This window comes from Streptococcus uberis (assembly GCF_900475595.1).
Lineage (GTDB): Bacteria > Bacillota > Bacilli > Lactobacillales > Streptococcaceae > Streptococcus > Streptococcus uberis.
The window spans coordinates 23,203-42,635 of record NZ_LS483397.1 but is presented as its reverse complement, the minus strand read 5'-3'; the positions used below and the strand labels follow the sequence as shown (position 1 = coordinate 42,635).

10 protein-coding genes, 26 tRNA genes and 3 rRNA genes are annotated in these 19,433 nt (G+C 41.2%); all 39 read right to left on the bottom strand.

The features are described 5' to 3' along the window. Window positions 1-3: 3 nt before the first annotated feature. Window positions 4-3,732 (bottom strand): phosphoribosylformylglycinamidine synthase, encoded by a 3,729-nt coding sequence (locus DQM95_RS00295; protein WP_037593570.1) that lies wholly within the window; start codon window positions 3,730-3,732, stop codon window positions 4-6. 52 nt (window positions 3,733-3,784) lie between these two features. After that, the gene (purC, locus tag DQM95_RS00290; protein ID WP_037593568.1) at window positions 3,785-4,489 is read right to left on the bottom strand and encodes a phosphoribosylaminoimidazolesuccinocarboxamide synthase; all 705 of its coding nucleotides are present in this window, start codon (window positions 4,487-4,489) and stop codon (window positions 3,785-3,787) included. A 144-nt stretch (window positions 4,490-4,633) separates the two neighbouring features. Further along, window positions 4,634-4,879, bottom strand: coding sequence for a phosphopantetheine-binding protein (locus tag DQM95_RS00285; protein WP_037593566.1), 246 nt, complete (start codon window positions 4,877-4,879; stop codon window positions 4,634-4,636). Beyond that, the gene (plsX, locus tag DQM95_RS00280) at window positions 4,872-5,879 is read right to left on the bottom strand and encodes a phosphate acyltransferase PlsX (RefSeq protein WP_111685881.1); all 1,008 of its coding nucleotides are present in this window, start codon (window positions 5,877-5,879) and stop codon (window positions 4,872-4,874) included. The genes DQM95_RS00285 and plsX overlap by 8 nt, the downstream gene beginning before the upstream one ends. 99 nt (window positions 5,880-5,978) lie before the next feature. After that, on the bottom strand, window positions 5,979-6,752 hold the full coding sequence (recO, locus tag DQM95_RS00275; RefSeq protein WP_037593562.1) for a DNA repair protein RecO: 774 nt from the start codon (window positions 6,750-6,752) through the stop codon (window positions 5,979-5,981). After that, window positions 6,742-7,920, bottom strand: a complete 1,179-nt coding sequence (locus DQM95_RS00270; RefSeq protein ID WP_037593560.1) for a pyridoxal phosphate-dependent aminotransferase — start codon at window positions 7,918-7,920, stop codon at window positions 6,742-6,744. The genes recO and DQM95_RS00270 overlap by 11 nt, the downstream gene beginning before the upstream one ends. 90 nt (window positions 7,921-8,010) lie before the next feature. Beyond that, on the bottom strand, window positions 8,011-8,970 hold the full coding sequence (locus DQM95_RS00265; protein WP_012657590.1) for a ribose-phosphate diphosphokinase: 960 nt from the start codon (window positions 8,968-8,970) through the stop codon (window positions 8,011-8,013). Between the two features lie 108 nt (window positions 8,971-9,078). Then, window positions 9,079-10,356, bottom strand: a complete 1,278-nt coding sequence (pcsB, locus tag DQM95_RS00260) for a peptidoglycan hydrolase PcsB (protein ID WP_037593558.1) — start codon at window positions 10,354-10,356, stop codon at window positions 9,079-9,081. A 95-nt stretch (window positions 10,357-10,451) separates the two neighbouring features. Then, window positions 10,452-10,952, bottom strand: a complete 501-nt coding sequence (mreD, locus tag DQM95_RS10185) for a rod shape-determining protein MreD (protein ID WP_012657588.1) — start codon at window positions 10,950-10,952, stop codon at window positions 10,452-10,454. 3 nt (window positions 10,953-10,955) lie between these two features. Continuing rightward, window positions 10,956-11,774, bottom strand: coding sequence for a rod shape-determining protein MreC (gene mreC, locus DQM95_RS00250; protein ID WP_037593556.1), 819 nt, complete (start codon window positions 11,772-11,774; stop codon window positions 10,956-10,958). A gap of 68 nt (window positions 11,775-11,842) precedes the next feature. After that, window positions 11,843-11,930, bottom strand: a tRNA-Ser gene (locus tag DQM95_RS00245). Window positions 11,931-11,937: 7 nt separating this feature from the next. Continuing rightward, window positions 11,938-12,011 (bottom strand) — tRNA-Ile (locus DQM95_RS00240). A 32-nt stretch (window positions 12,012-12,043) separates the two neighbouring features. Further along, window positions 12,044-12,114 (bottom strand) — tRNA-Gly (locus tag DQM95_RS00235). A gap of 11 nt (window positions 12,115-12,125) precedes the next feature. Further along, window positions 12,126-12,198: transfer RNA gene (locus DQM95_RS00230), tRNA-Phe, on the bottom strand. Between the two features lie 21 nt (window positions 12,199-12,219). Then, a tRNA-Met gene (locus DQM95_RS00225) sits at window positions 12,220-12,293 on the bottom strand. 10 nt (window positions 12,294-12,303) lie between these two features. Then, a tRNA-Ser gene (locus DQM95_RS00220) sits at window positions 12,304-12,393 on the bottom strand. Window positions 12,394-12,399: 6 nt separating this feature from the next. Continuing rightward, a tRNA-Ile gene (locus DQM95_RS00215) sits at window positions 12,400-12,473 on the bottom strand. A 24-nt stretch (window positions 12,474-12,497) separates the two neighbouring features. After that, window positions 12,498-12,571 (bottom strand) — tRNA-Met (locus tag DQM95_RS00210). A 5-nt stretch (window positions 12,572-12,576) separates the two neighbouring features. After that, window positions 12,577-12,650 (bottom strand) — tRNA-Pro (locus DQM95_RS00205). A 6-nt stretch (window positions 12,651-12,656) separates the two neighbouring features. Beyond that, window positions 12,657-12,730, bottom strand: a tRNA-Arg gene (locus DQM95_RS00200). A gap of 18 nt (window positions 12,731-12,748) precedes the next feature. Beyond that, window positions 12,749-12,833, bottom strand: a tRNA-Leu gene (locus DQM95_RS00195). Window positions 12,834-12,841: 8 nt separating this feature from the next. Continuing rightward, window positions 12,842-12,913: transfer RNA gene (locus tag DQM95_RS00190), tRNA-Gly, on the bottom strand. A 13-nt stretch (window positions 12,914-12,926) separates the two neighbouring features. Further along, window positions 12,927-12,999 (bottom strand) — tRNA-Thr (locus DQM95_RS00185). A 10-nt stretch (window positions 13,000-13,009) separates the two neighbouring features. Beyond that, window positions 13,010-13,091, bottom strand: a tRNA-Leu gene (locus DQM95_RS00180). 5 nt (window positions 13,092-13,096) lie between these two features. Continuing rightward, window positions 13,097-13,169 (bottom strand) — tRNA-Lys (locus DQM95_RS00175). Between the two features lie 72 nt (window positions 13,170-13,241). After that, window positions 13,242-13,314 (bottom strand) — tRNA-Asp (locus tag DQM95_RS00170). 18 nt (window positions 13,315-13,332) lie between these two features. Then, window positions 13,333-13,405, bottom strand: a tRNA-Val gene (locus DQM95_RS00165). A 15-nt stretch (window positions 13,406-13,420) separates the two neighbouring features. Beyond that, window positions 13,421-13,536 (bottom strand): 5S ribosomal RNA (rrf, locus tag DQM95_RS00160). Window positions 13,537-13,738: 202 nt separating this feature from the next. Further along, a 23S ribosomal RNA gene (locus DQM95_RS00155) occupies window positions 13,739-16,639 on the bottom strand. A gap of 194 nt (window positions 16,640-16,833) precedes the next feature. Continuing rightward, window positions 16,834-16,906: transfer RNA gene (locus DQM95_RS00150), tRNA-Ala, on the bottom strand. 73 nt (window positions 16,907-16,979) lie between these two features. After that, window positions 16,980-18,528: ribosomal RNA gene (locus DQM95_RS00145) — 16S ribosomal RNA — on the bottom strand. The 16S, 23S and 5S rRNA genes sit together here with 26 tRNA genes alongside, the layout of an rRNA operon. Before the next feature lie 152 nt (window positions 18,529-18,680). Then, window positions 18,681-18,754, bottom strand: a tRNA-Pro gene (locus DQM95_RS00140). Between the two features lie 6 nt (window positions 18,755-18,760). Then, window positions 18,761-18,834 (bottom strand) — tRNA-Arg (locus tag DQM95_RS00135). An 18-nt stretch (window positions 18,835-18,852) separates the two neighbouring features. Further along, window positions 18,853-18,937, bottom strand: a tRNA-Leu gene (locus DQM95_RS00130). An 8-nt stretch (window positions 18,938-18,945) separates the two neighbouring features. Then, a tRNA-Gly gene (locus DQM95_RS00125) sits at window positions 18,946-19,017 on the bottom strand. Between the two features lie 13 nt (window positions 19,018-19,030). Then, window positions 19,031-19,103, bottom strand: a tRNA-Thr gene (locus DQM95_RS00120). A gap of 10 nt (window positions 19,104-19,113) precedes the next feature. Next, window positions 19,114-19,195: transfer RNA gene (locus DQM95_RS00115), tRNA-Leu, on the bottom strand. Between the two features lie 5 nt (window positions 19,196-19,200). Continuing rightward, window positions 19,201-19,273, bottom strand: a tRNA-Lys gene (locus DQM95_RS00110). 72 nt (window positions 19,274-19,345) lie between these two features. Beyond that, window positions 19,346-19,418, bottom strand: a tRNA-Asp gene (locus tag DQM95_RS00105). Window positions 19,419-19,433 lie beyond the last annotated feature (15 nt).

Sequence of the window (19,433 nt, the reverse complement as noted above, 5' to 3'; positions counted from 1 at the left end):
CAATTATTGTTTTCCTGTAAAATAGTTAACTGCTGATGCGAATAAAGACTGGTCTTTATGGCCAGGTATATTTTGGAAAAGTCCTTCTTCGTATCTCTCAGAGTGGCCCATTTTCCCAATAATCTGTCCGTTTTTGCTCGTTATTCCCTCAATAGCATGGAATGAACCATTTGGATTGTAGCGTGAATCCATACTTGGACGACCTTCAAAATCAACATATTGACTGAAAATTTGACCATTATCCCTTAAACTGATGAACTCTTGAGTTGTCACGACAAATTTTCCTTCGCCATGTGATACAGGAATGGCATGAATATCGCCAACAGATACACCTGCTAGCCATGGTGAGTTGGTATTAGCAATACGTGTTTCCACCATTTTAGAAACGTGTTGGTTGGCATCATTGTAGAAGAGTGTTGGACTTGATTCATGAACACCTTCAAAGTTTCCATAAGGTAACAAGCCTGACTTAACAAGGGCCTGGAATCCATTACAAATACCAATGATGAGACCGCCTTTGGCAATAAAAGCATCAATTGCTTTGCGAACTTTAGCATTAAGAAGAATGTTCACAATAAATTTTGCAGATCCGTCTGGTTCATCCGCTGCAGAAAATCCACCTGCAAAAAAGATAATATTAGCCTTTTCAATATATTCAACCATTGTCTCAACAGATTGTTCAATAGCTGCTTCATTCAAGGTAACAAATGGTACTAAATGCACTTTGGCACCTTCTTTTTCAAATGCTTTTGCAGAATCATACTCCGAATTTGTTCCTGGGAAAACAGGAATATATACGACCGGTTCTGCAATTACTGTCTCTGCTTGAATGACTTGAGTGTTTGTCACTTCAGGAACTTCTAGCAATTCTGCTGCTTGTTCAAATTCTGTGGGATAGATATCTGCCAATTTGCCTTCATAAGCTTCAAGAAGCTCTGCACCTTCTAAGATCACGCCATTAAAGTCTAAAGCAAAGTATTCTTGGGTTTCACCAATTTTGACTGCGTCAGCAATTTCTTCAGAAGAAGTAAAGACAAAACCACCAAGTTGAGCACTTAAACTTGATTCGATATCGTCAAGATTGATTTTAGCCCCTAATTGATTTCCGAAAGCCATTAAAGCCAAGCTTTCCACAAGTCCACCATATTTAACAGCTGCTGCTGCTGTAATCTTGTGTTTTTGCTGGATACTGCTAAATAGCTTAAAGTTATCCTTAATGCTTGTAAAGTCAATCGTTTCACTGATTTCTTGACCAGCTAGATAGTAAACGAACTGATTCACTTCCTTAAATTCAGGTGATAACACCTTGTTTGTATCTGCTGTTGTAACCCCAAAAGCAACCAATGTTGGTGGTACTGTCAATTCTTCAAAAGTTCCTGACATTGAATCTTTTCCACCAATAGAAGGTAAACCAAGCTGAATCTGTGCCTCAATAGAGCCTAATAGAGCTGCCACTGGTTGTCCAAAATTTTCAGCCTCTTTATCCATACGTTGGAAATACTCTTGATAAGAAAAACGAGCTTTTTCCCAATCAGCACCACTTGCAACCAAACGTGCAGTAGCTTCAACGACAGCATAAGCTGCGCCATGGTATGGTGACCATTCTGCAATATATGGATGATAGCCTTGCGCCATAACAGAAGCCGTTGTTGTAACTCCATGTTGAACTGGTAATTTTTGAATAGAACTTTCCGTTGGTGTCATCTGATAGCGTCCACCTAACGGATGGTTAACCGTTGAACGGCCTACTGAACTATCAAATAAGGTCTGTAACCCTTTTTGTGAACTATGATTTAAGTCGGAAAGAAGAGCTAAGGTATCGCTTTCTAAAGATTCAAGACTGGTTTTTCTTTGTCCTGGAACAGCCATGTCATGATCAATAACTTTTGCCTCAACCTCTACGCGAACACCATTAGTATCCAAGAAGGCACGATCAAGATCAACAATGGTTTCACCGTTCCAAGTCATGACTAAATGAGGTTTTTCAGTAACCTCAGCAACAACAACCGCAGCGATATTTTCTTTTTGACATTCCGCAATAAATTGCTCAACATCTTCAGGTCTAACCACAACAGCCATACGTTCTTGAGATTCAGAAATGGCAATTTCAGTTCCGTTTAGCCCTTGGTATTTTAAAGGTACTTTATCTAAATCAATCTCAAGTCCATCAGCCAATTCACCAATTGCTACGCAGACACCACCTGCTCCAAAGTCATTTGACTTTTTAATCAGACGAGTAACATCACCATTTCTAAACAAACGCTGAATTTTGCGCTCTTCAATAGCATTACCTTTTTGAACTTCAGCGCCAGCCGTTTCAACAGACTCAATGGTTTGAACTTTAGAAGAACCTGTTGCTCCACCAACACCATCTCGACCAGTTTTACCCCCAAGTAAAATAACCAAATCACCAGCCACTGGTTTTTCACGAACAACATTTTCCTTAGGTGCTGCTCCAACAACTGCCCCTAATTCCATTCTTTTAGCAACAAAGCCAGGATGAAAATATTCCTTAACATAAGTTGTTGCTAATCCAATCTGGTTGCCATATGAAGAATAGCCGTGCGCCGCAGTTTTTGAGATGACCTGTTGCGGTAATTTCCCCTGACGAGTCGCCGCAATAGGAGCCGTGATGTCTCCTGCACCCGAAATTCTCATAGCTTGATAAACATAGGAACGCCCGGATAATGGGTCACGAATAGCACCACCAATACAAGTCGCCGCACCACCAAATGGTTCAATTTCAGTAGGATGGTTGTGTGTCTCATTTTTGAACATAAGAAGCCAAGGCTCTTTAACACCATTAACATCAACCTCAATTTCAACAGAACAAGCATTAATTTCATCAGACACTTCCATGTCATCTAAACGACCATTAGCACGTTCATAACGACCAAAGATAGTTGCCATATCCATCAGTGTTTGAGGTTTGTCTGAACGGCCAAGCTCTTGACGCATTGAGATATATTTATCATAAGTAGCTTGCAGTTGCTCTTTAAACTTAGATGCAGAAAAATCAATGGCTTTTAATTCTGTTTCAAAAGTTGTGTGACGGCAGTGATCTGACCAATAAGTATCTAATACTTTTAATTCAGTCTCAGTCGGCACGCGCCCAATTGATTTGAAATAATCTTGGATGAATAGCAAATCTGCTACTTCCATAGCTAAACCTTGCTCAGCTTTATAAGTCGCAAAATCCTCCGCATTGAAATCCTCAAAGAAGTTTAATTTTGGAATACTTTTATCAGATTCTGAAAATTCCTGACTTGCAATCCCCTTTGTAATATCCTTAAATCGAGAATCCACAGGATTTAATAAATAACGTTTTAATGACTCTAGCTCTTTAGAATCAATATCCTTGTTGACAAGGTATAGCTGAGCTGTTACCACTCTCGTATCATTTGCACTGCCTAGTAAAAGTAAAGCTTCTTGAGAGCTTGCTGCACGTTGATCAAATTGACCAGGTAAGGACTCAATTGCAAAAAAGGCAAACTGTTCCAAGTCAGAAAGAATAGCTTCTTCCGACAAAAGAGTATCTGTCACTTGTTCTGAAAAGATATGTTTTTCAGCAGCATCTACCAAGTCCAAGCTCATGTTAAAAACATCATAGACCTGGATAATTCGAAGCTCCTTTAATGTTTCTAATTGGAGTTTATGTTGTAACTCTTTAACAAGTGACTGAGCTTTAATTTGAAAATCAGCTTTTTTTTCAACAAAAATGCGTTTGTCCATTATCTTTATTCCTTTTTTCCTACTATCTCTTGAACATGCCATAAACAATGTCTTATAATTGCTCCAGTTTCTCTAAAACAATTTGATAGACATCTGTCAAATTACCTAAATCACGACGGAAAACATCCTTGTCCATGTGATTACCATCTTTATCCCAAAGACGGCAGTTGTCTGGAGAAAATTCATCCGCTAAGATGATATTGTCATCTTTATCAAAACCAAACTCCAGTTTAAAATCAATCAATTGTAAATCAATTTGTTGAAACCATCCTTTTAATAATTGATTAATACGTAAGGTTTCTTCTTTGATGTAAGCTATTTGTTTCTCGTCAGCAATTTTCAAAAAGAGGACATGCTCATCATTAATAAATGGATCATCCAACTCATCTTTTTTATAATAAAACTCTACAATTGGAGTATCTAAAGGGATTCCCTCAGCAATGCCAAAACGTTTTGCAAAAGATCCTGCTGTAACATTACGTAAAACGACTTCTAAAGGAATAATATCTACTTTTTTATTTAATTGTTCTGTATCTGAAAGTTTTTTAATAAAATGTGTTGCTACTCCAGCCTCATTCAACTTTTCAAAAATAAGGGAAGAAATCTTATTATTTAAGACCCCTTTTCCAACAATCGTTTCTTTTCTAGCACCATTAAGCATTGTAGCCTGATCTTTATAAACAGACTTTATGACGTGTTCATCCTCAGTTGTGTAAATATCTTTTGCTTTTCCAGTATAAATGAGTTGGTTGGACATGGATTGTTCGCCTTTCCTATTCTTTTTAATAAAGAATAACATACATTCACTCAATATTCAACATTTTATTGACAATAGCAATTGCATTTTTTCTTAACGTTCGTTTTTTAACAACAAAAAAAGGAGCAGGGCTCCTTTTCATCTTTATTTTGCTAATTTCTTCTGCAGATAATCTATTAAATCTCCAATAGTCATCAAAGTCTCAACATCTTCATCTGGAATACTAATTGAAAATGCATCCTCAACATTAATAACAAATTCCATTAATTCAATAGAATCAACACCTAAATCATCTTTTAAACTTGTTTTCTCTGAAATCAGTAAAGCTTTTGCAGGATCTTGTACCTTGATGATTTCTTCAAGTCTTTTTAATAAATCTTCTCTAGTCATTACTGATAGTCTCCTTCGAAAACGCTTCTGAAAGTTGGCCAACCACATTTGTTTCCAACATAGTACGTACTTGTTTTATGGTGTAGTAAATAGAATTAGCATCACTAGAACCATGCGATTTGACAACAGGAGCTTTTAAACCAAATAAAACAGCTCCTCCAGCACCAGAATAGTCTAATGAATGCTTCATATCAGACAAGCTCTCCTTCAAGAGAAGGGCTCCAAGTTTTGCTTTAAAGCCACCGCCTTTTATTGATGATTTTAACTGTTTCATAATACTTAGAGCTGTTCCTTCAATTGATTTAAGCACAGCGTTTCCCGTAAAACCATCAGCAACAACAACATCAGCAACGCCTGACATCAAATCACGCGCCTCAACATTTCCAATAAAATGAATATTAGGATCTTGGGATAATAAGGCGTAGGTCTCTTTCCTTAACGGATCCCCTTTTGTTTCTTCTGTTCCATTATTTAGTAAACCGACACGTGGTTTAGCAATACTTCGAACATTTTTAGCATAAAAAGACCCTAAAATAGCATATTGATGTAAATGAGAAGCTGTATTTTCAGCATTGGCCCCCAAATCCAGCATATCAAAGCCTTTTTGATTAGTAGTTGGCAGAGTTGACATTAGACCTGGCCTATCGACACCTTTAATACGGCCAACCACAAACAAACCCGCGGCTAGTAAGGCACCGGTGTTCCCTGCAGAAAGTACTGCATCAGCTTGTCCCTCTTTAACTGCTTTTGCAGCTAAAACCATTGAAGCATTCTTTTTACGACGAATCGCTTTTGCAGGCTCATCATCAGAATCAATTTTTTCATCGGTGTGAATAATTGTTACTCTTTCCTCTGATTCCAGATAATGCTTGATTTTCTCTTGATCTCCATATAACTGAATCTCAATATCCTTAAAAGAAGCAAGTGCTCGATTTACTCCTTCAATAATAGCTTGAGGGGCATTATCTCCTCCCATAGCATCAATGGCGATTTTTTTCATTTGATATTGACTCCTTTGTTTCATAACTCTTTGTCAAATAACGTTCCTATTATAGCATAACCTTACAACCATAAACAAGGCAATACCTTCTTCTTTAGATCAGGAGTCATTAGACTCTGTTCTCATAATATCTCCCCATTTGTCTAAATCATCAATAAACTTTTTACTTTTTAAATGGATACCAACATAATCATCATATAAAACATCAATAAATCGTCTGAGTTTTCGTTTCATTTCTGGTTTTAAAGAAATGCTTTTTAAATCAGAAAAGTGAATGGATTGAAATTGATTTAATAAATAAATAACGTTTGGATCTAAATGACTCCTGTGAAGATCTTCATGAAAATGTTGAGGGCACAAAAGACCTGAATATTTATGGGAAAAGTCAAATGGTAACCCTGTCCTATGACAAAAAACACATTCATTAAAATTGAGATGAAGTCCAAAGCGATCAAGTACCTGAATTTCAAAAATATTAGTTAAAACTTCGTAATCCAGGCCTTCCTCCATCAAATCCAAGGTTTTTTTCAAAAATGCAAAAAGATGTGGATCAGATTCATTATCAGAAATGGCTGCATCAGCTAATGCTAAGAGATAACTAGCATATGAAAGTTTAAATAAATCTTGATTAATTTTGGGATAGTTCTGAACACTATTATAATCTTCAATGTAAGATAAGCCTTTTTCATTCAACTTCATCATAAAATCAGCAATGGTTAATGGTTGTATGACAGAGGCAAGTTTTGATTTCCCCACATTTTTGACAAAGAACATTCTTTTTCCTGAGGTTTCAGTAAAAATTTTGACAAGTTTGTCATCTTCTCTGTAATTTCTGTTATAGAGAACCAATCCTAAACTTTTTTTAGTTTCCATAATGATCCATAAATACTGTTAAGCGTTTCATTGCTTCTTTAATAGTTGTCATGCTTGCAGCATAAGATAAGCGAACATAGCCTTCACCATATTTCCCGAAAGCTCTTCCTGGAATCAGAGCAACCGCCTCTTTTCTAGCCAAATCTTGACAAAACTTAAAGGAATCCTCATGCCCATACCCTTCCGGAATTTTGGCAAAAATATAAAAAGCTCCCTCAGGTTTTATCATTGAAAAACCAAGTTTCGTCATCTCAGATATAATGTAATCCCTTCTATGGATATACTCATTTTTCATTGGTAATGCATCGTTTCTTCCCTTAGTCAATGCCTCAATTGCAGCAAATTGTGCCATTGTCGTTGCAGCTGTTACCAAATATTGATGACTCTTTATTAATTGAGAGGTAATGGAAGCTTTGGCACAGATAAAACCAATCCTCCACCCAGTCATCGCGTGGGATTTTGACAGACCATTAATCACAATAGTCTGATCTGGTAAATATTCTGCAATGGAAACATGCCCTTGCCCACTATAATTCAATTCCGAATAGACTTCATCACTCACCACAAAAACCTCATGCTTTTTTAAAACATCTGCAAATGAGGCTATCTCCTCCCGTGAATAGACTACACCTGTGGGATTTGAGGGATAATTCAATAACACAGCCTTTACATCTGCTCCCTCTTCTTTTAAAGCTTTATCTAACATCTGTGGTGTTAGACGAAAGTGATTAGCAGTAGTATCAATTTCAACCATTTTAGCTCCAGCAAGAGTCACAATAGGCTCATAACCTGGATAAGCAGGTGCTGGTAATAAAACTTTATCTCCTTCTTCTAAAATCGCTAAAAGCGTTGCTGAGAGAGCTTCAGTAGCTCCAATGGTCACTAATATTTCATTATCAGGATGATAAGTAAGATTATACTTTGTTTTTAAAAATCCAGATACTGCTTGTCTTAGCTCAATCAAACCACTCATACCAGTGTAATGCGACTGATTGGCATCAATTGCAGCCTTTGCAGCTTCCTTAATATGATCAGGTGTTGTAAAGTCTGGTTCTCCCAGTGTTAATTTCAAAATACCAGGAATATCAGAAATTGACTGATCAAACTGTCTAATTAAAGAGATTTCTATTTTGTATAACTGTTTATTAAATTTATGACTTAGGTCCATACATGCCCCCCTAGAATAATACTTTTATTATACCTGAATTTCCAAATCCTTGCAGAAAGTGACAAAAAAAGTAGCCAATTGGCTACTTTATTAATCAACTTCGAAAAGTGGAGATAAAGGACGTTTTTCATGAATTCTAATAATAGCTTCACCAATTAAATCAGCAATTGAAATTTGCTCAATTTTATCAATCAAACGTTCTTCCGGAAGGAAAATAGTATCTAATACCACCAATTTCTTGATAGCAGATTTTTGGATATTATCTAAAGCAGGGCCAGAAAGCACAGGATGGGTACATGAAGCATATACTTCTGTTGCACCAGCTTCAGCCAGTGCATCCGCGGCGTGACAAATTGTCCCAGCAGTATCAATCATATCGTCAATCAGAATACATTTCTTACCTGAAACATTTCCGATGATATTCATCACTTCACTGGTATTCATTTTATTAACACTACGACGTTTATCAATGATTGCAATTGGGGTATGGAGGAATTGTGCTAACTTACGGGCACGAGTGACACCACCATGGTCAGGACTAACAACTACAACATCATTACCTACAAGTCCATGACGATCAAAATATTCTGCAATTAAAGGCGCACCCATTAAATGATCAACAGGAATATCAAAGAAACCTTGAATTTGAGCAGCATGTAAATCAACTGTTAGAAGTCTATCAACACCGGCAACTTCAAGCATATTAGCAACCAATTTTGAAGTAATTGGTTCACGAGAACGTGCTTTTCTATCTTGACGAGCATATCCATAATATGGCATTACAACACTGACTGTCTCCGCACTGGCACGTTTTAGGGCATCCACCATAATCATGATTTCCATCAAGTTATCATTTACTGGCGAACTAGTTGATTGTAAGATAAAGACATGATGACCACGAATTGACTCTTCAATATTAACTTGTATCTCACCATCTGAAAATTGACGAACTGTTGATTTTCCCAGTTCAATACCCATTGATGATGCAACTTTTTCCGCTAACTCCTTGTTTGACGACAACGCAAACAACTTTAAATCAGAATAAGACATTTTTTCCTCCAAAGTTTTAATCCTCTACCATTTTAACCCTTTTTATGCATTTTTTCAAATGAATTCAAGACTAAAATAAAAAAAGACCAGCAAAGCTGGTCACTTTAATTAGCGTGGATAAATATATACTGCTGCGCCTTGGTATGTTGATGTTGGATCAAACCAACCACGGTGATCAGCAATGTATTGGTTTCCATTAAAGTTAGATTCCATTACACGGATTCTTGTAGATGATTCAACGGCAGTTACATAAGCAACGTGACCATAACCACCACCAGTCCAAACTGCAACGGCACCAACTACAGGAGTTGTACCTACAGAGAAACCTGCTGCTGCTGCACTAGCTGCCCATTGTCCACCATTACCCCAGTTATTTCCAACCCAAGGAGCAAGTGATTTAACACCCCAAGTACATTGACCAACTGGGTATGTATTTACTGAACTATATGAAGGTCTTGGTGTCGCCACTGGCGCTGCTGCAACCGGTGTTGCTGCTGTTTGTGCCACTGGTGCTGCAACAGAACTTGTTTGTGGCGCCGTTTGAGCTACAGGTGCAGGTGTTGCTACAGCAGTAGCAGCTGGTGTAGCAACAGCAGGTGCTTGTTGTACTTCTGCGGCTTGTGCTTGTGCTTTAGCAACTGATTCAGCTTGCGCTTGTGCTGCGGCTTCTGCTGCGGCTTCTGCTTGTGCTTGCGCTTGTGCTGCGGCTTCTGCTTCTTTTTGTGCTTCTTCTTTTTGCGCAAGAAGAGATGCTTTTTGTTCTTCAGCAGTTTCCATTTGTGCTGCAAAGTCTAATTTTGCAACTTTTAATTCGGCTTGTTGTGTTTCAAGTGAAACTTTATTTGCCGCAAGAGTTTCCATATTTGAAGCTACAGTATTAATTGCTTCTTGGTTAGCTGCTTGTTTTTCTTCAAGAGATACTTTATCTGCTTTTTGTTGGTTCAACATTTTAGCATTAGCACTAACGACTTCACGAATTGCTACAATACGATTAACAACATCAGAAATTGATTTAGAATTTAAAAGTGTATTAATGTATGTTGAAGTTGCAGTTCCTTTTTGAGCACTACGTGCTTGTTTTTCTAATGCATCTTTGCGAGCAACAATTTTGCTTGAAAGTGATTGGATTTCCTCGCTTAATTTAGCTGATTTTGCTTCTAATTGTGTATTTTCTGCTTCTAAATCAGATTGTTTAGTTTGTAATGATCCAATTTGTGATTGTAATGCATCTACCTTAGATTGTGCAGCAGCTTGTTCTGCAGTTAAATTTGAGATGATAGAATCCTGTGCAGCGATTTTTGCATCAAAATTATCCGCATTAACTGTTGTTGCTGTTCCAAGGGTCACACCACTTACAAGAACGGCTGATAATATTCTCTTTTTCATTTTAAAAAAATTACTCCTTTTCGATAAGACATCTTATATTCTACCAGAAAATAAAGCAAGTAACATTACGCAATTGTTACAGTTATATGTAATAATCAATAAAAAAAGCGATGCAATTGTTTATGGAATATTACAAAAATTCCCAAATTAAAAAATAAAGAAGGTAAAAAATGATATGTAATGAAGAAAGAAAGTGAAAGGTTGATAAATTGATGATTTCGTAGAAGAAGAAACGTTACAATAACATAAATAAATAAACAAATTGTATAAAGCAGACTTTCCTGAAAAACCGAAAGATTTTTACTAAATATTTTTTTAAAACCAAAAGCAGTCAAAGAAAACAAAGGTAAGCTCAAAACAGTTATGCCTAAAAAAGAAAAATAATAATAATCATAGATTGTTCCAAAAATAATAGCATATGCAAAAGACCATTGTGAGTATTCGCTCTGACAGAATAAAAAAAGTATCGTGACAAACAGATAAGACGTTACCATAAAATGTGAAAACGAAAATTCATACAATAGCTCTGAAAAATGTGCATCAGTTAATAAAAGAGGAATTGACAATAAAAGATAAAATATAAAACGTTTTCTCATTCCTTACTCTTTCCCAATCATGTAGACATAGCTAATATCATCAAATTTTCCATCTAAATGAATATAAATTTTTCTTTTCAACTTATCTTCGGAATTTTCAATTTTAGCAACTGTACCAATAGAAATGTCAGTAGCCGTTTCACCATCCAAACCACTGGTAAAAACTTTTGCTCCAATAGTAACCATCTGATTAGAATTAAATTCAGAAGATTCCATTAATTGTCTATCAGAATGATATGATTTTAAGTTACCATATATCGTTCCTTGTTTATCTTCAATTTTTATTGGTAAATCAAAATTTTTGCCACTAGTTAGTAAATCAATACGTGAACTATTTCCACGACTATCTGATACTTTCCCAATAAGTGAATCATTAGAGGTCACTAATGTATTTTCATTAATAAATGATGAACTAGGATATGAAACTATTATTGAGTCAGCCCAGCTTCTAGGTGTTCTAACCATTAAATGCCCAATAATTGATTTCTGAATTGGTGAAGTTACCTTCAAAAGTTCTTTTAACTTTTTATTTTCTGATTTATAGAATTTCAATTCAGATGAAAAGCTATCAGATTCTTTCAATTTTCTCTTTAATTCCTTATTTTCAAAGTATGCCTTAAAAAGATTCTGAGAATGATCAATACAATCATTAACAACTAAAAAGGGTCGAGAGATAATATAATCAACTTTAGAAATAAAAAAATTTGAACTTCTCGACAAATAAGGAGAAACTGTCTGGTTAAATGTGAAAGAAATCATAAGAGAAAAAATTAATACCATAAAAAGCCAGAAAAAAAATTTAGAAAATTTATTATTATACATAAAGAATAGCCTCACAAAAGAAAAAAAAAAAAACGAAATATCATCAAAGATATTATCGTTTATCAATACGGAGAATAAGGGATTCGAACCCTTGCGCCAGTTACCCGACCTAACGATTTAGCAAACCGTCCTCTTCAGCCTCTTGAGTAATTCTCCATTTTAATGGGCACGAGTGGACTCGAACCACCGACCTCACGCTTATCAGGCGTGCGCTCTAACCACCTGAGCTACGCGCCCAAGCTAAAAATAATAGCTTGGTAAAACTATAAAGCGGGTGACGAGAATCGAACTCGCGACAACAGCTTGGAAGGCTGTAGTTTTACCACTAAACTACACCCGCAAAATTTAAAATGGCGCGAGACGGAATCGAACCGCCGACACATGGAGCTTCAATCCATTGCTCTACCAACTGAGCTACCGAGCCATGAGACAAACTATTTGTTAATTGCGGGAGCAGGATTTGAACCTACGACCTTCGGGTTATGAGCCCGACGAGCTACCTAGCTGCTCCATCCCGCGATAATATTAAAGGAGGATGTGGGATTCGAACCCACGCACGCTTTTACACGCCTGACGGTTTTCAAGACCGTTCCCTTCAGCCGGACTTGGGTAATCCTCCGAAATATGGACCTTGTAGGACTCGAACCTACGACCGCTCGGTTATGAGCCGAGTGCTCTAACCAGTTGAGCTAAAGGTCCAAAGTCATCCATATCAAAAATAAATAGCGGCGAAGGGGATCGAACCCCCGACCTTTCGGGTATGAACCGAACGCTCTAGCCAGCTGAGCTACACCGCCATAAATCGGGAAGACAGGATTCGAACCTGCGACACCTTGGTCCCAAACCAAGTACTCTACCAAGCTGAGCTACTTCCCGAAATGATGCACCCTAGAGGAGTCGAACCTCTAACCGCCTGATTCGTAGTCAGGTACTCTATCCAGTTGAGCTAAGGGTGCTACTTATTTAATTATTAATGCCGAGGACCGGAATCGAACCGGTACGATGTTAACCATCGCAGGATTTTAAGTCCTGTGCGTCTGCCAGTTCCGCCACCCCGGCCTTTCTAAAGCGAACGACGGGATTCGAACCCGCGACCCCCACCTTGGCAAGGTGGTGTTCTACCACTGAACTACGTTCGCAACTTTTTAGTTATGCCGGCTACATGACTTGAACACGCGACCCTCTGATTACAAATCAGATGCTCTACCAACTGAGCTAAGCCGGCTGATTTTTTATGCGGGTTAAGGGACTTGAACCCCCACGCCGTTAAGCGCCAGATCCTAAATCTGGTGCGTCTGCCAATTCCGCCAAACCCGCCTCTATGACCCGTACTGGGCTCGAACCAGTGACCCATTGATTAAAAGTCAATTGCTCTACCAACTGAGCTAACGAGTCTTGTCATTTTACGTGAGATATAAGCTTTCCTTACATCCGCTATTTTTTTAAAAGTCCACTGAACTTTCAAAACGGTCCCGACGGGAATCGAACCCGCGATCTTCGCCGTGACAGGGCGACGTGATAACCGCTACACTACGGGACCTGTATCTTTTTAATACTATGGGAGTTAACGGGATCGAACCGCTGACCCTCTGCTTGTAAGGCAGATGCTCTCCCAGCTGAGCTAAACTCCCATTGAGTGTTCCTAAGCTAAGCAACTTCCGTATCTAACAGGGGGCAACCCCCAACTACTTCAGGCGTTCTAGGGCTTAACTACTGTGTTCGGCATGGGTACAGGTGTATCTCCTAGGCTATCGTCACTTAACTTTTCGGTTGGTCTCTAATTGTATTCGAACTAAAATCTTAGTGAAAAAGATAAACTTCCTTGTGTCTTGCGACACAGCGTCTGTTTCCTATTTTCTTACAGATTTCTTTACGTTCTCATTACTTAAGCTAACCCACTCAAAATTGAATATCTATATCTTATCAAGAAGTTGACCTCATTGTCAATAAACTTTTTATCTTTTTCGGATAAGTCCTCGAGCTATTAGTATTAGTCCGCTACATGTATCACTACACTTCCACTTCTAACCTATCTACCTGATCATCTCTCAGGGCTCTTACTGATATAAAATCATGGGAAATCTCATCTTGAGGGGGGCTTCGCACTTAGATGCTTTCAGCGCTTATCCCTTCCCTACATAGCTACCCAGCGATGCCTTTGGCAAGACAACTGGTACACCAGCGGTAAGTCCACTCTGGTCCTCTCGTACTAGGAGCAGATCCTCTCAAATTTCCTACGCCCGCGACGGATAGGGACCGAACTGTCTCACGACGTTCTGAACCCAGCTCGCGTGCCGCTTTAATGGGCGAACAGCCCAACCCTTGGGACCGACTACAGCCCCAGGATGCGACGAGCCGACATCGAGGTGCCAAACCTCCCCGTCGATGTGAACTCTTGGGGGAGATAAGCCTGTTATCCCCAGGGTAGCTTTTATCCGTTGAGCGATGGCCCTTCCATGCGGAACCACCGGATCACTAAGCCCGACTTTCGTCCCTGCTCGAGTTGTTGCTCTCGCAGTCAAGCTCCCTTATACCTTTACACTCTGCGAATGATTTCCAACCATTCTGAGGGAACCTTTGGGCGCCTCCGTTACCTTTTAGGAGGCGACCGCCCCAGTCAAACTGCCCGTCAGACACTGTCTCCGATAGGGATCACCTATCCGGGTTAGAGTAGCCATAACACAAGGGTAGTATCCCAACAACGCCTCAAACGAAACTGGCGTCCCGTTCTCGATGGCTCCTACCTATCCTGTACATGTGGTACAGATACTCAATATCAAACTGCAGTAAAGCTCCATGGGGTCTTTCCGTCCTGTCGCGGGTAACCTGCATCTTCACAGGTACTAAAATTTCACCGAGTCTCTCGTTGAGACAGTGCCCAAATCATTACGCCTTTCGTGCGGGTCGGAACTTACCCGACAAGGAATTTCGCTACCTTAGGACCGTTATAGTTACGGCCGCCGTTTACTGGGGCTTCAATTCATACCTTCGCTTACGCTAAGCACTCCTCTTAACCTTCCAGCACCGGGCAGGCGTCACCCCCTATACATCATCTTACGATTTAGCAGAGAGCTGTGTTTTTGATAAACAGTTGCTTGGGCCTATTCACTGCGGCTGTCATCGCTGACAGCACCCCTTCTCCCGAAGTTACGGGGTCATTTTGCCGAGTTCCTTAACGAGAGTTCTCTCGATCACCTGAGGCTACTCGCCTCGACTACCTGTGTCGGTTTGCGGTACGGGTAGTATGTATTTAAACGCTAGAAGCTTTTCTTGGCAGTGTGACATCACTAACTTCGCTACTTATTTTCGCTCCCCATCACAGCTCAATGTTATAGAGATAAGCATTTTACTCATCTCACACCTCACTGCTTAGACGTGCACTTCCAGTCGCACGCTTTAGTTAGCCTTCTGCGTCCCTCCATCACTATACATACTAGTACAGGAATATCAACCTGTTGGCCATCGGATACACCCTTCGGTCTCTCCTTAGGTCCCGACTAACCCAGGGCGGACGAGCCTTCCCCTGGAAACCTTAGTCTTACGGTGGACAGGATTCTCACCTGTCTTGCGCTACTCATACCGGCATTCTCACTTCTATGCGTTCCAGCACTCCTCACGGTATACCTTCTTCACACATAGAACGCTCTCCTACCATCCCCTAAGGGATCCACAGCTTCGGTAAATTGTTTTAGCCCCGGTACATTTTCGGCGCAGGGTCACTCGACTAGTGAGCTATTACGCACTCTTTGAATGAATAGCTGCTTCTAAGCTAACATCCTAGTTGTCTGTGCAACCCCACATCCTTTTCCACTTAACAATTATTTTGGGACCTTAGCTGGTGGTCTGGGCTGTTTCCCTTTCGACTACGGATCTTAGCACTCGCAGTCTGACTGCCGATTATATCTACTTGGCATTCGGAGTTTATCTGAGATTGGTAATCCGGGATGGACCCCTCACCCAAACAGTGCTCTACCTCCAAGAGACTTAACATCGACGCTAGCCCTAAAGCTATTTCGGAGAGAACCAGCTATCTCCAAGTTCGTTTGGAATTTCTCCGCTACCCACAAGTCATCCAAGCACTTTTCAACGTGCCCTGGTTCGGTCCTCCAGTGCGTTTTACCACACCTTCAACCTGCTCATGGGTAGGTCACATGGTTTCGGGTCTACAACATGATACTATGACGCCCTATTAAGACTCGGTTTCCCTACGGCTCCGTCTCTTCAACTTAACCTCGCATCATATCGTAACTCGCCGGTTCATTCTACAAAAGGCACGCTCTCACCCATTAACGGGCTCGAACTTGTTGTAGGCACACGGTTTCAGGTTCTATTTCACTCCCCTCCCGGGGTGCTTTTCACCTTTCCCTCACGGTACTGGTTCACTATCGGTCACTAGAGAGTATTTAGGGTTGGGAGATGGTCCTCCCAGATTCCGACGAGATTTCGCGTGTCTCGCCGTACTCAGGATACTGCTAGGGCTAAAGTCAATTTTAAATACGAGGCTGTTACTCTCTTTGGCTTACCTTCCCAGGTAATTCTTCTATTAACTTTATGTCCCACTTCGCAGTCCTACAACCCCGAGGAGTAAACTCCTCGGTTTGCCCTCCTGCCGTTTCGCTCGCCGCTACTAAGGCAATCGCGTTTGCTTTCTCTTCCTGCAGCTACTTAGATGTTTCAGTTCACTGCGTCTTCCTTCTCATGACCTTAACAGTCATGGATGACATGCATTACATGCCGGGTTCCCCCATTCGGACATCTCTGGATCAGCGCTTACTTACAGCTCCCCAAAGCATTTCGTCGTTAGTCACGTCCTTCTTCGGCTTCTAGTGCCAAGGCATCCACCGTGCGCCCTTATTAACTTAACCTTATTTCCAGTCCTTAGACCTTCTTGATTTTTTTTAATATGTTCGCGTTTATCTTTTTTTCGGTTTATTTCTTGTTACTTTTCTACAATCATTTTCATGATCGTGGAATTTGATATAGATATTCAATTTTCAATGGACTATACTAAGATACAATGAAACTTCACTTCTATTAAGGTCAGTTGAACTGTATCCTATGGAGCCTAGCGGGATCGAACCGCTGACCTCCTGCGTGCAAAGCAGGCGCTCTCCCAGCTGAGCTAAGGCCCCACAGTTTGTCTCTGCGTCTTGCAAGACCTCTCAAAACTAAATAAGACTTAACCAACGTGTTCCTTATCCTTAGAAAGGAGGTGATCCAGCCGCACCTTCCGATACGGCTACCTTGTTACGACTTCACCCCAATCATCTATCCCACCTTAGGCGGCTGGCTCCTAAAAGGTTACCTCACCGACTTCGGGTGTTACAAACTCTCGTGGTGTGACGGGCGGTGTGTACAAGGCCCGGGAACGTATTCACCGCGGCGTGCTGATCCGCGATTACTAGCGATTCCGACTTCATGTAGGCGAGTTGCAGCCTACAATCCGAACTGAGATTGGCTTTAAGAGATTAGCTTGCCGTCACCGGCTTGCGACTCGTTGTACCAACCATTGTAGCACGTGTGTAGCCCAGGTCATAAGGGGCATGATGATTTGACGTCATCCCCACCTTCCTCCGGTTTATTACCGGCAGTCTCGCTAGAGTGCCCAACTTAATGATGGCAACTAACAATAGGGGTTGCGCTCGTTGCGGGACTTAACCCAACATCTCACGACACGAGCTGACGACAACCATGCACCACCTGTCACCGATGTACCGAAGTAAAGCTCTATCTCTAGAGCGGGCATCGGGATGTCAAGACCTGGTAAGGTTCTTCGCGTTGCTTCGAATTAAACCACATGCTCCACCGCTTGTGCGGGCCCCCGTCAATTCCTTTGAGTTTCAACCTTGCGGTCGTACTCCCCAGGCGGAGTGCTTAATGCGTTAGCTCCGGCACTAAGCCCCGGAAAGGGCCTAACACCTAGCACTCATCGTTTACGGCGTGGACTACCAGGGTATCTAATCCTGTTTGCTCCCCACGCTTTCGAGCCTCAGCGTCAGTTACAGACCAGAGAGCCGCTTTCGCCACCGGTGTTCCTCCATATATCTACGCATTTCACCGCTACACATGGAATTCCACTCTCCCCTTCTGCACTCAAGTTTGACAGTTTCCAAAGCGAACTATGGTTAAGCCACAGCCTTTAACTTCAGACTTATCAAACCGCCTGCGCTCGCTTTACGCCCAATAAATCCGGACAACGCTCGGGACCTACGTATTACCGCGGCTGCTGGCACGTAGTTAGCCGTCCCTTTCTGGTTAGTTACCGTCACGTAATGGATTTTCCACTCCCATTACCGTTCTTCTCTAACAACAGAGCTTTACGATCCGAAAACCTTCTTCACTCACGCGGCGTTGCTCGGTCAGGGTTCCCCCCATTGCCGAAGATTCCCTACTGCTGCCTCCCGTAGGAGTCTGGGCCGTGTCTCAGTCCCAGTGTGGCCGATCACCCTCTCAGGTCGGCTATGTATCGTCGCCTTGGTAAGCCGTTACCTTACCAACTAGCTAATACAACGCAGGTCCATCTCATAGTGAAGCATTTGCCCCTTTTAAATAGGGTACATGTGTACCCTATTGTCATGCGGTATTAGCTATCGTTTCCAATAGTTATCCCCCGCTATGAGGTAGGTTACCTACGCGTTACTCACCCGTTCGCAACTCCTTAGACCAGTGCAAGCACCAGTCCTCAGCGTTCTACTTGCATGTATTAGGCACGCCGCCAGCGTTCGTCCTGAGCCAGGATCAAACTCTCATTTTAGTTTGAACTTACTCGTTCGTTTCTGTCGCTGACAGATTTATTGTGTTTCTTAATTGACAGGTAATATGCGCTAACATATCACCCTCACGTTTGGTTTCTTTGTCTTATTCAGTTCTCAAAGGTCTTTGGTTTATTATTTTATATAATAAACATCGGGAAGACAGGATTCGAACCTGCGACACCTTGGTCCCAAACCAAGTACTCTACCAAGCTGAGCTACTTCCCGAAATGATGCACCCTAGAGGAGTCGAACCTCTAACCGCCTGATTCGTAGTCAGGTACTCTATCCAGTTGAGCTAAGGGTGCTACTTATTTAATTATTAATGCCGAGGACCGGAATCGAACCGGTACGATGTTAACCATCGCAGGATTTTAAGTCCTGTGCGTCTGCCAGTTCCGCCACCCCGGCCTTTCTAAAGCGAACGACGGGATTCGAACCCGCGACCCCCACCTTGGCAAGGTGGTGTTCTACCACTGAACTACGTTCGCAACTTTTTAGTTATGCCGGCTACATGACTTGAACACGCGACCCTCTGATTACAAATCAGATGCTCTACCAACTGAGCTAAGCCGGCTGATTTTTTATGCGGGTTAAGGGACTTGAACCCCCACGCCGTTAAGCGCCAGATCCTAAATCTGGTGCGTCTGCCAATTCCGCCAAACCCGCCTCTATGACCCGTACTGGGCTCGAACCAGTGACCCATTGATTAAAAGTCAATTGCTCTACCAACTGAGCTAACGAGTCTTGTCATTTTACGTGAGATATAAGCTTTCCTTACATCCGCTATTTTTTTAAAAGTCCACTGAACTTTCAAAACGGTCCCGACGGGAATCGAACCCGCGATCTTCGCCGTGACAGGGCGACGTGATAACCGCTACACTACGGGACCTGTATCTTTTTAATA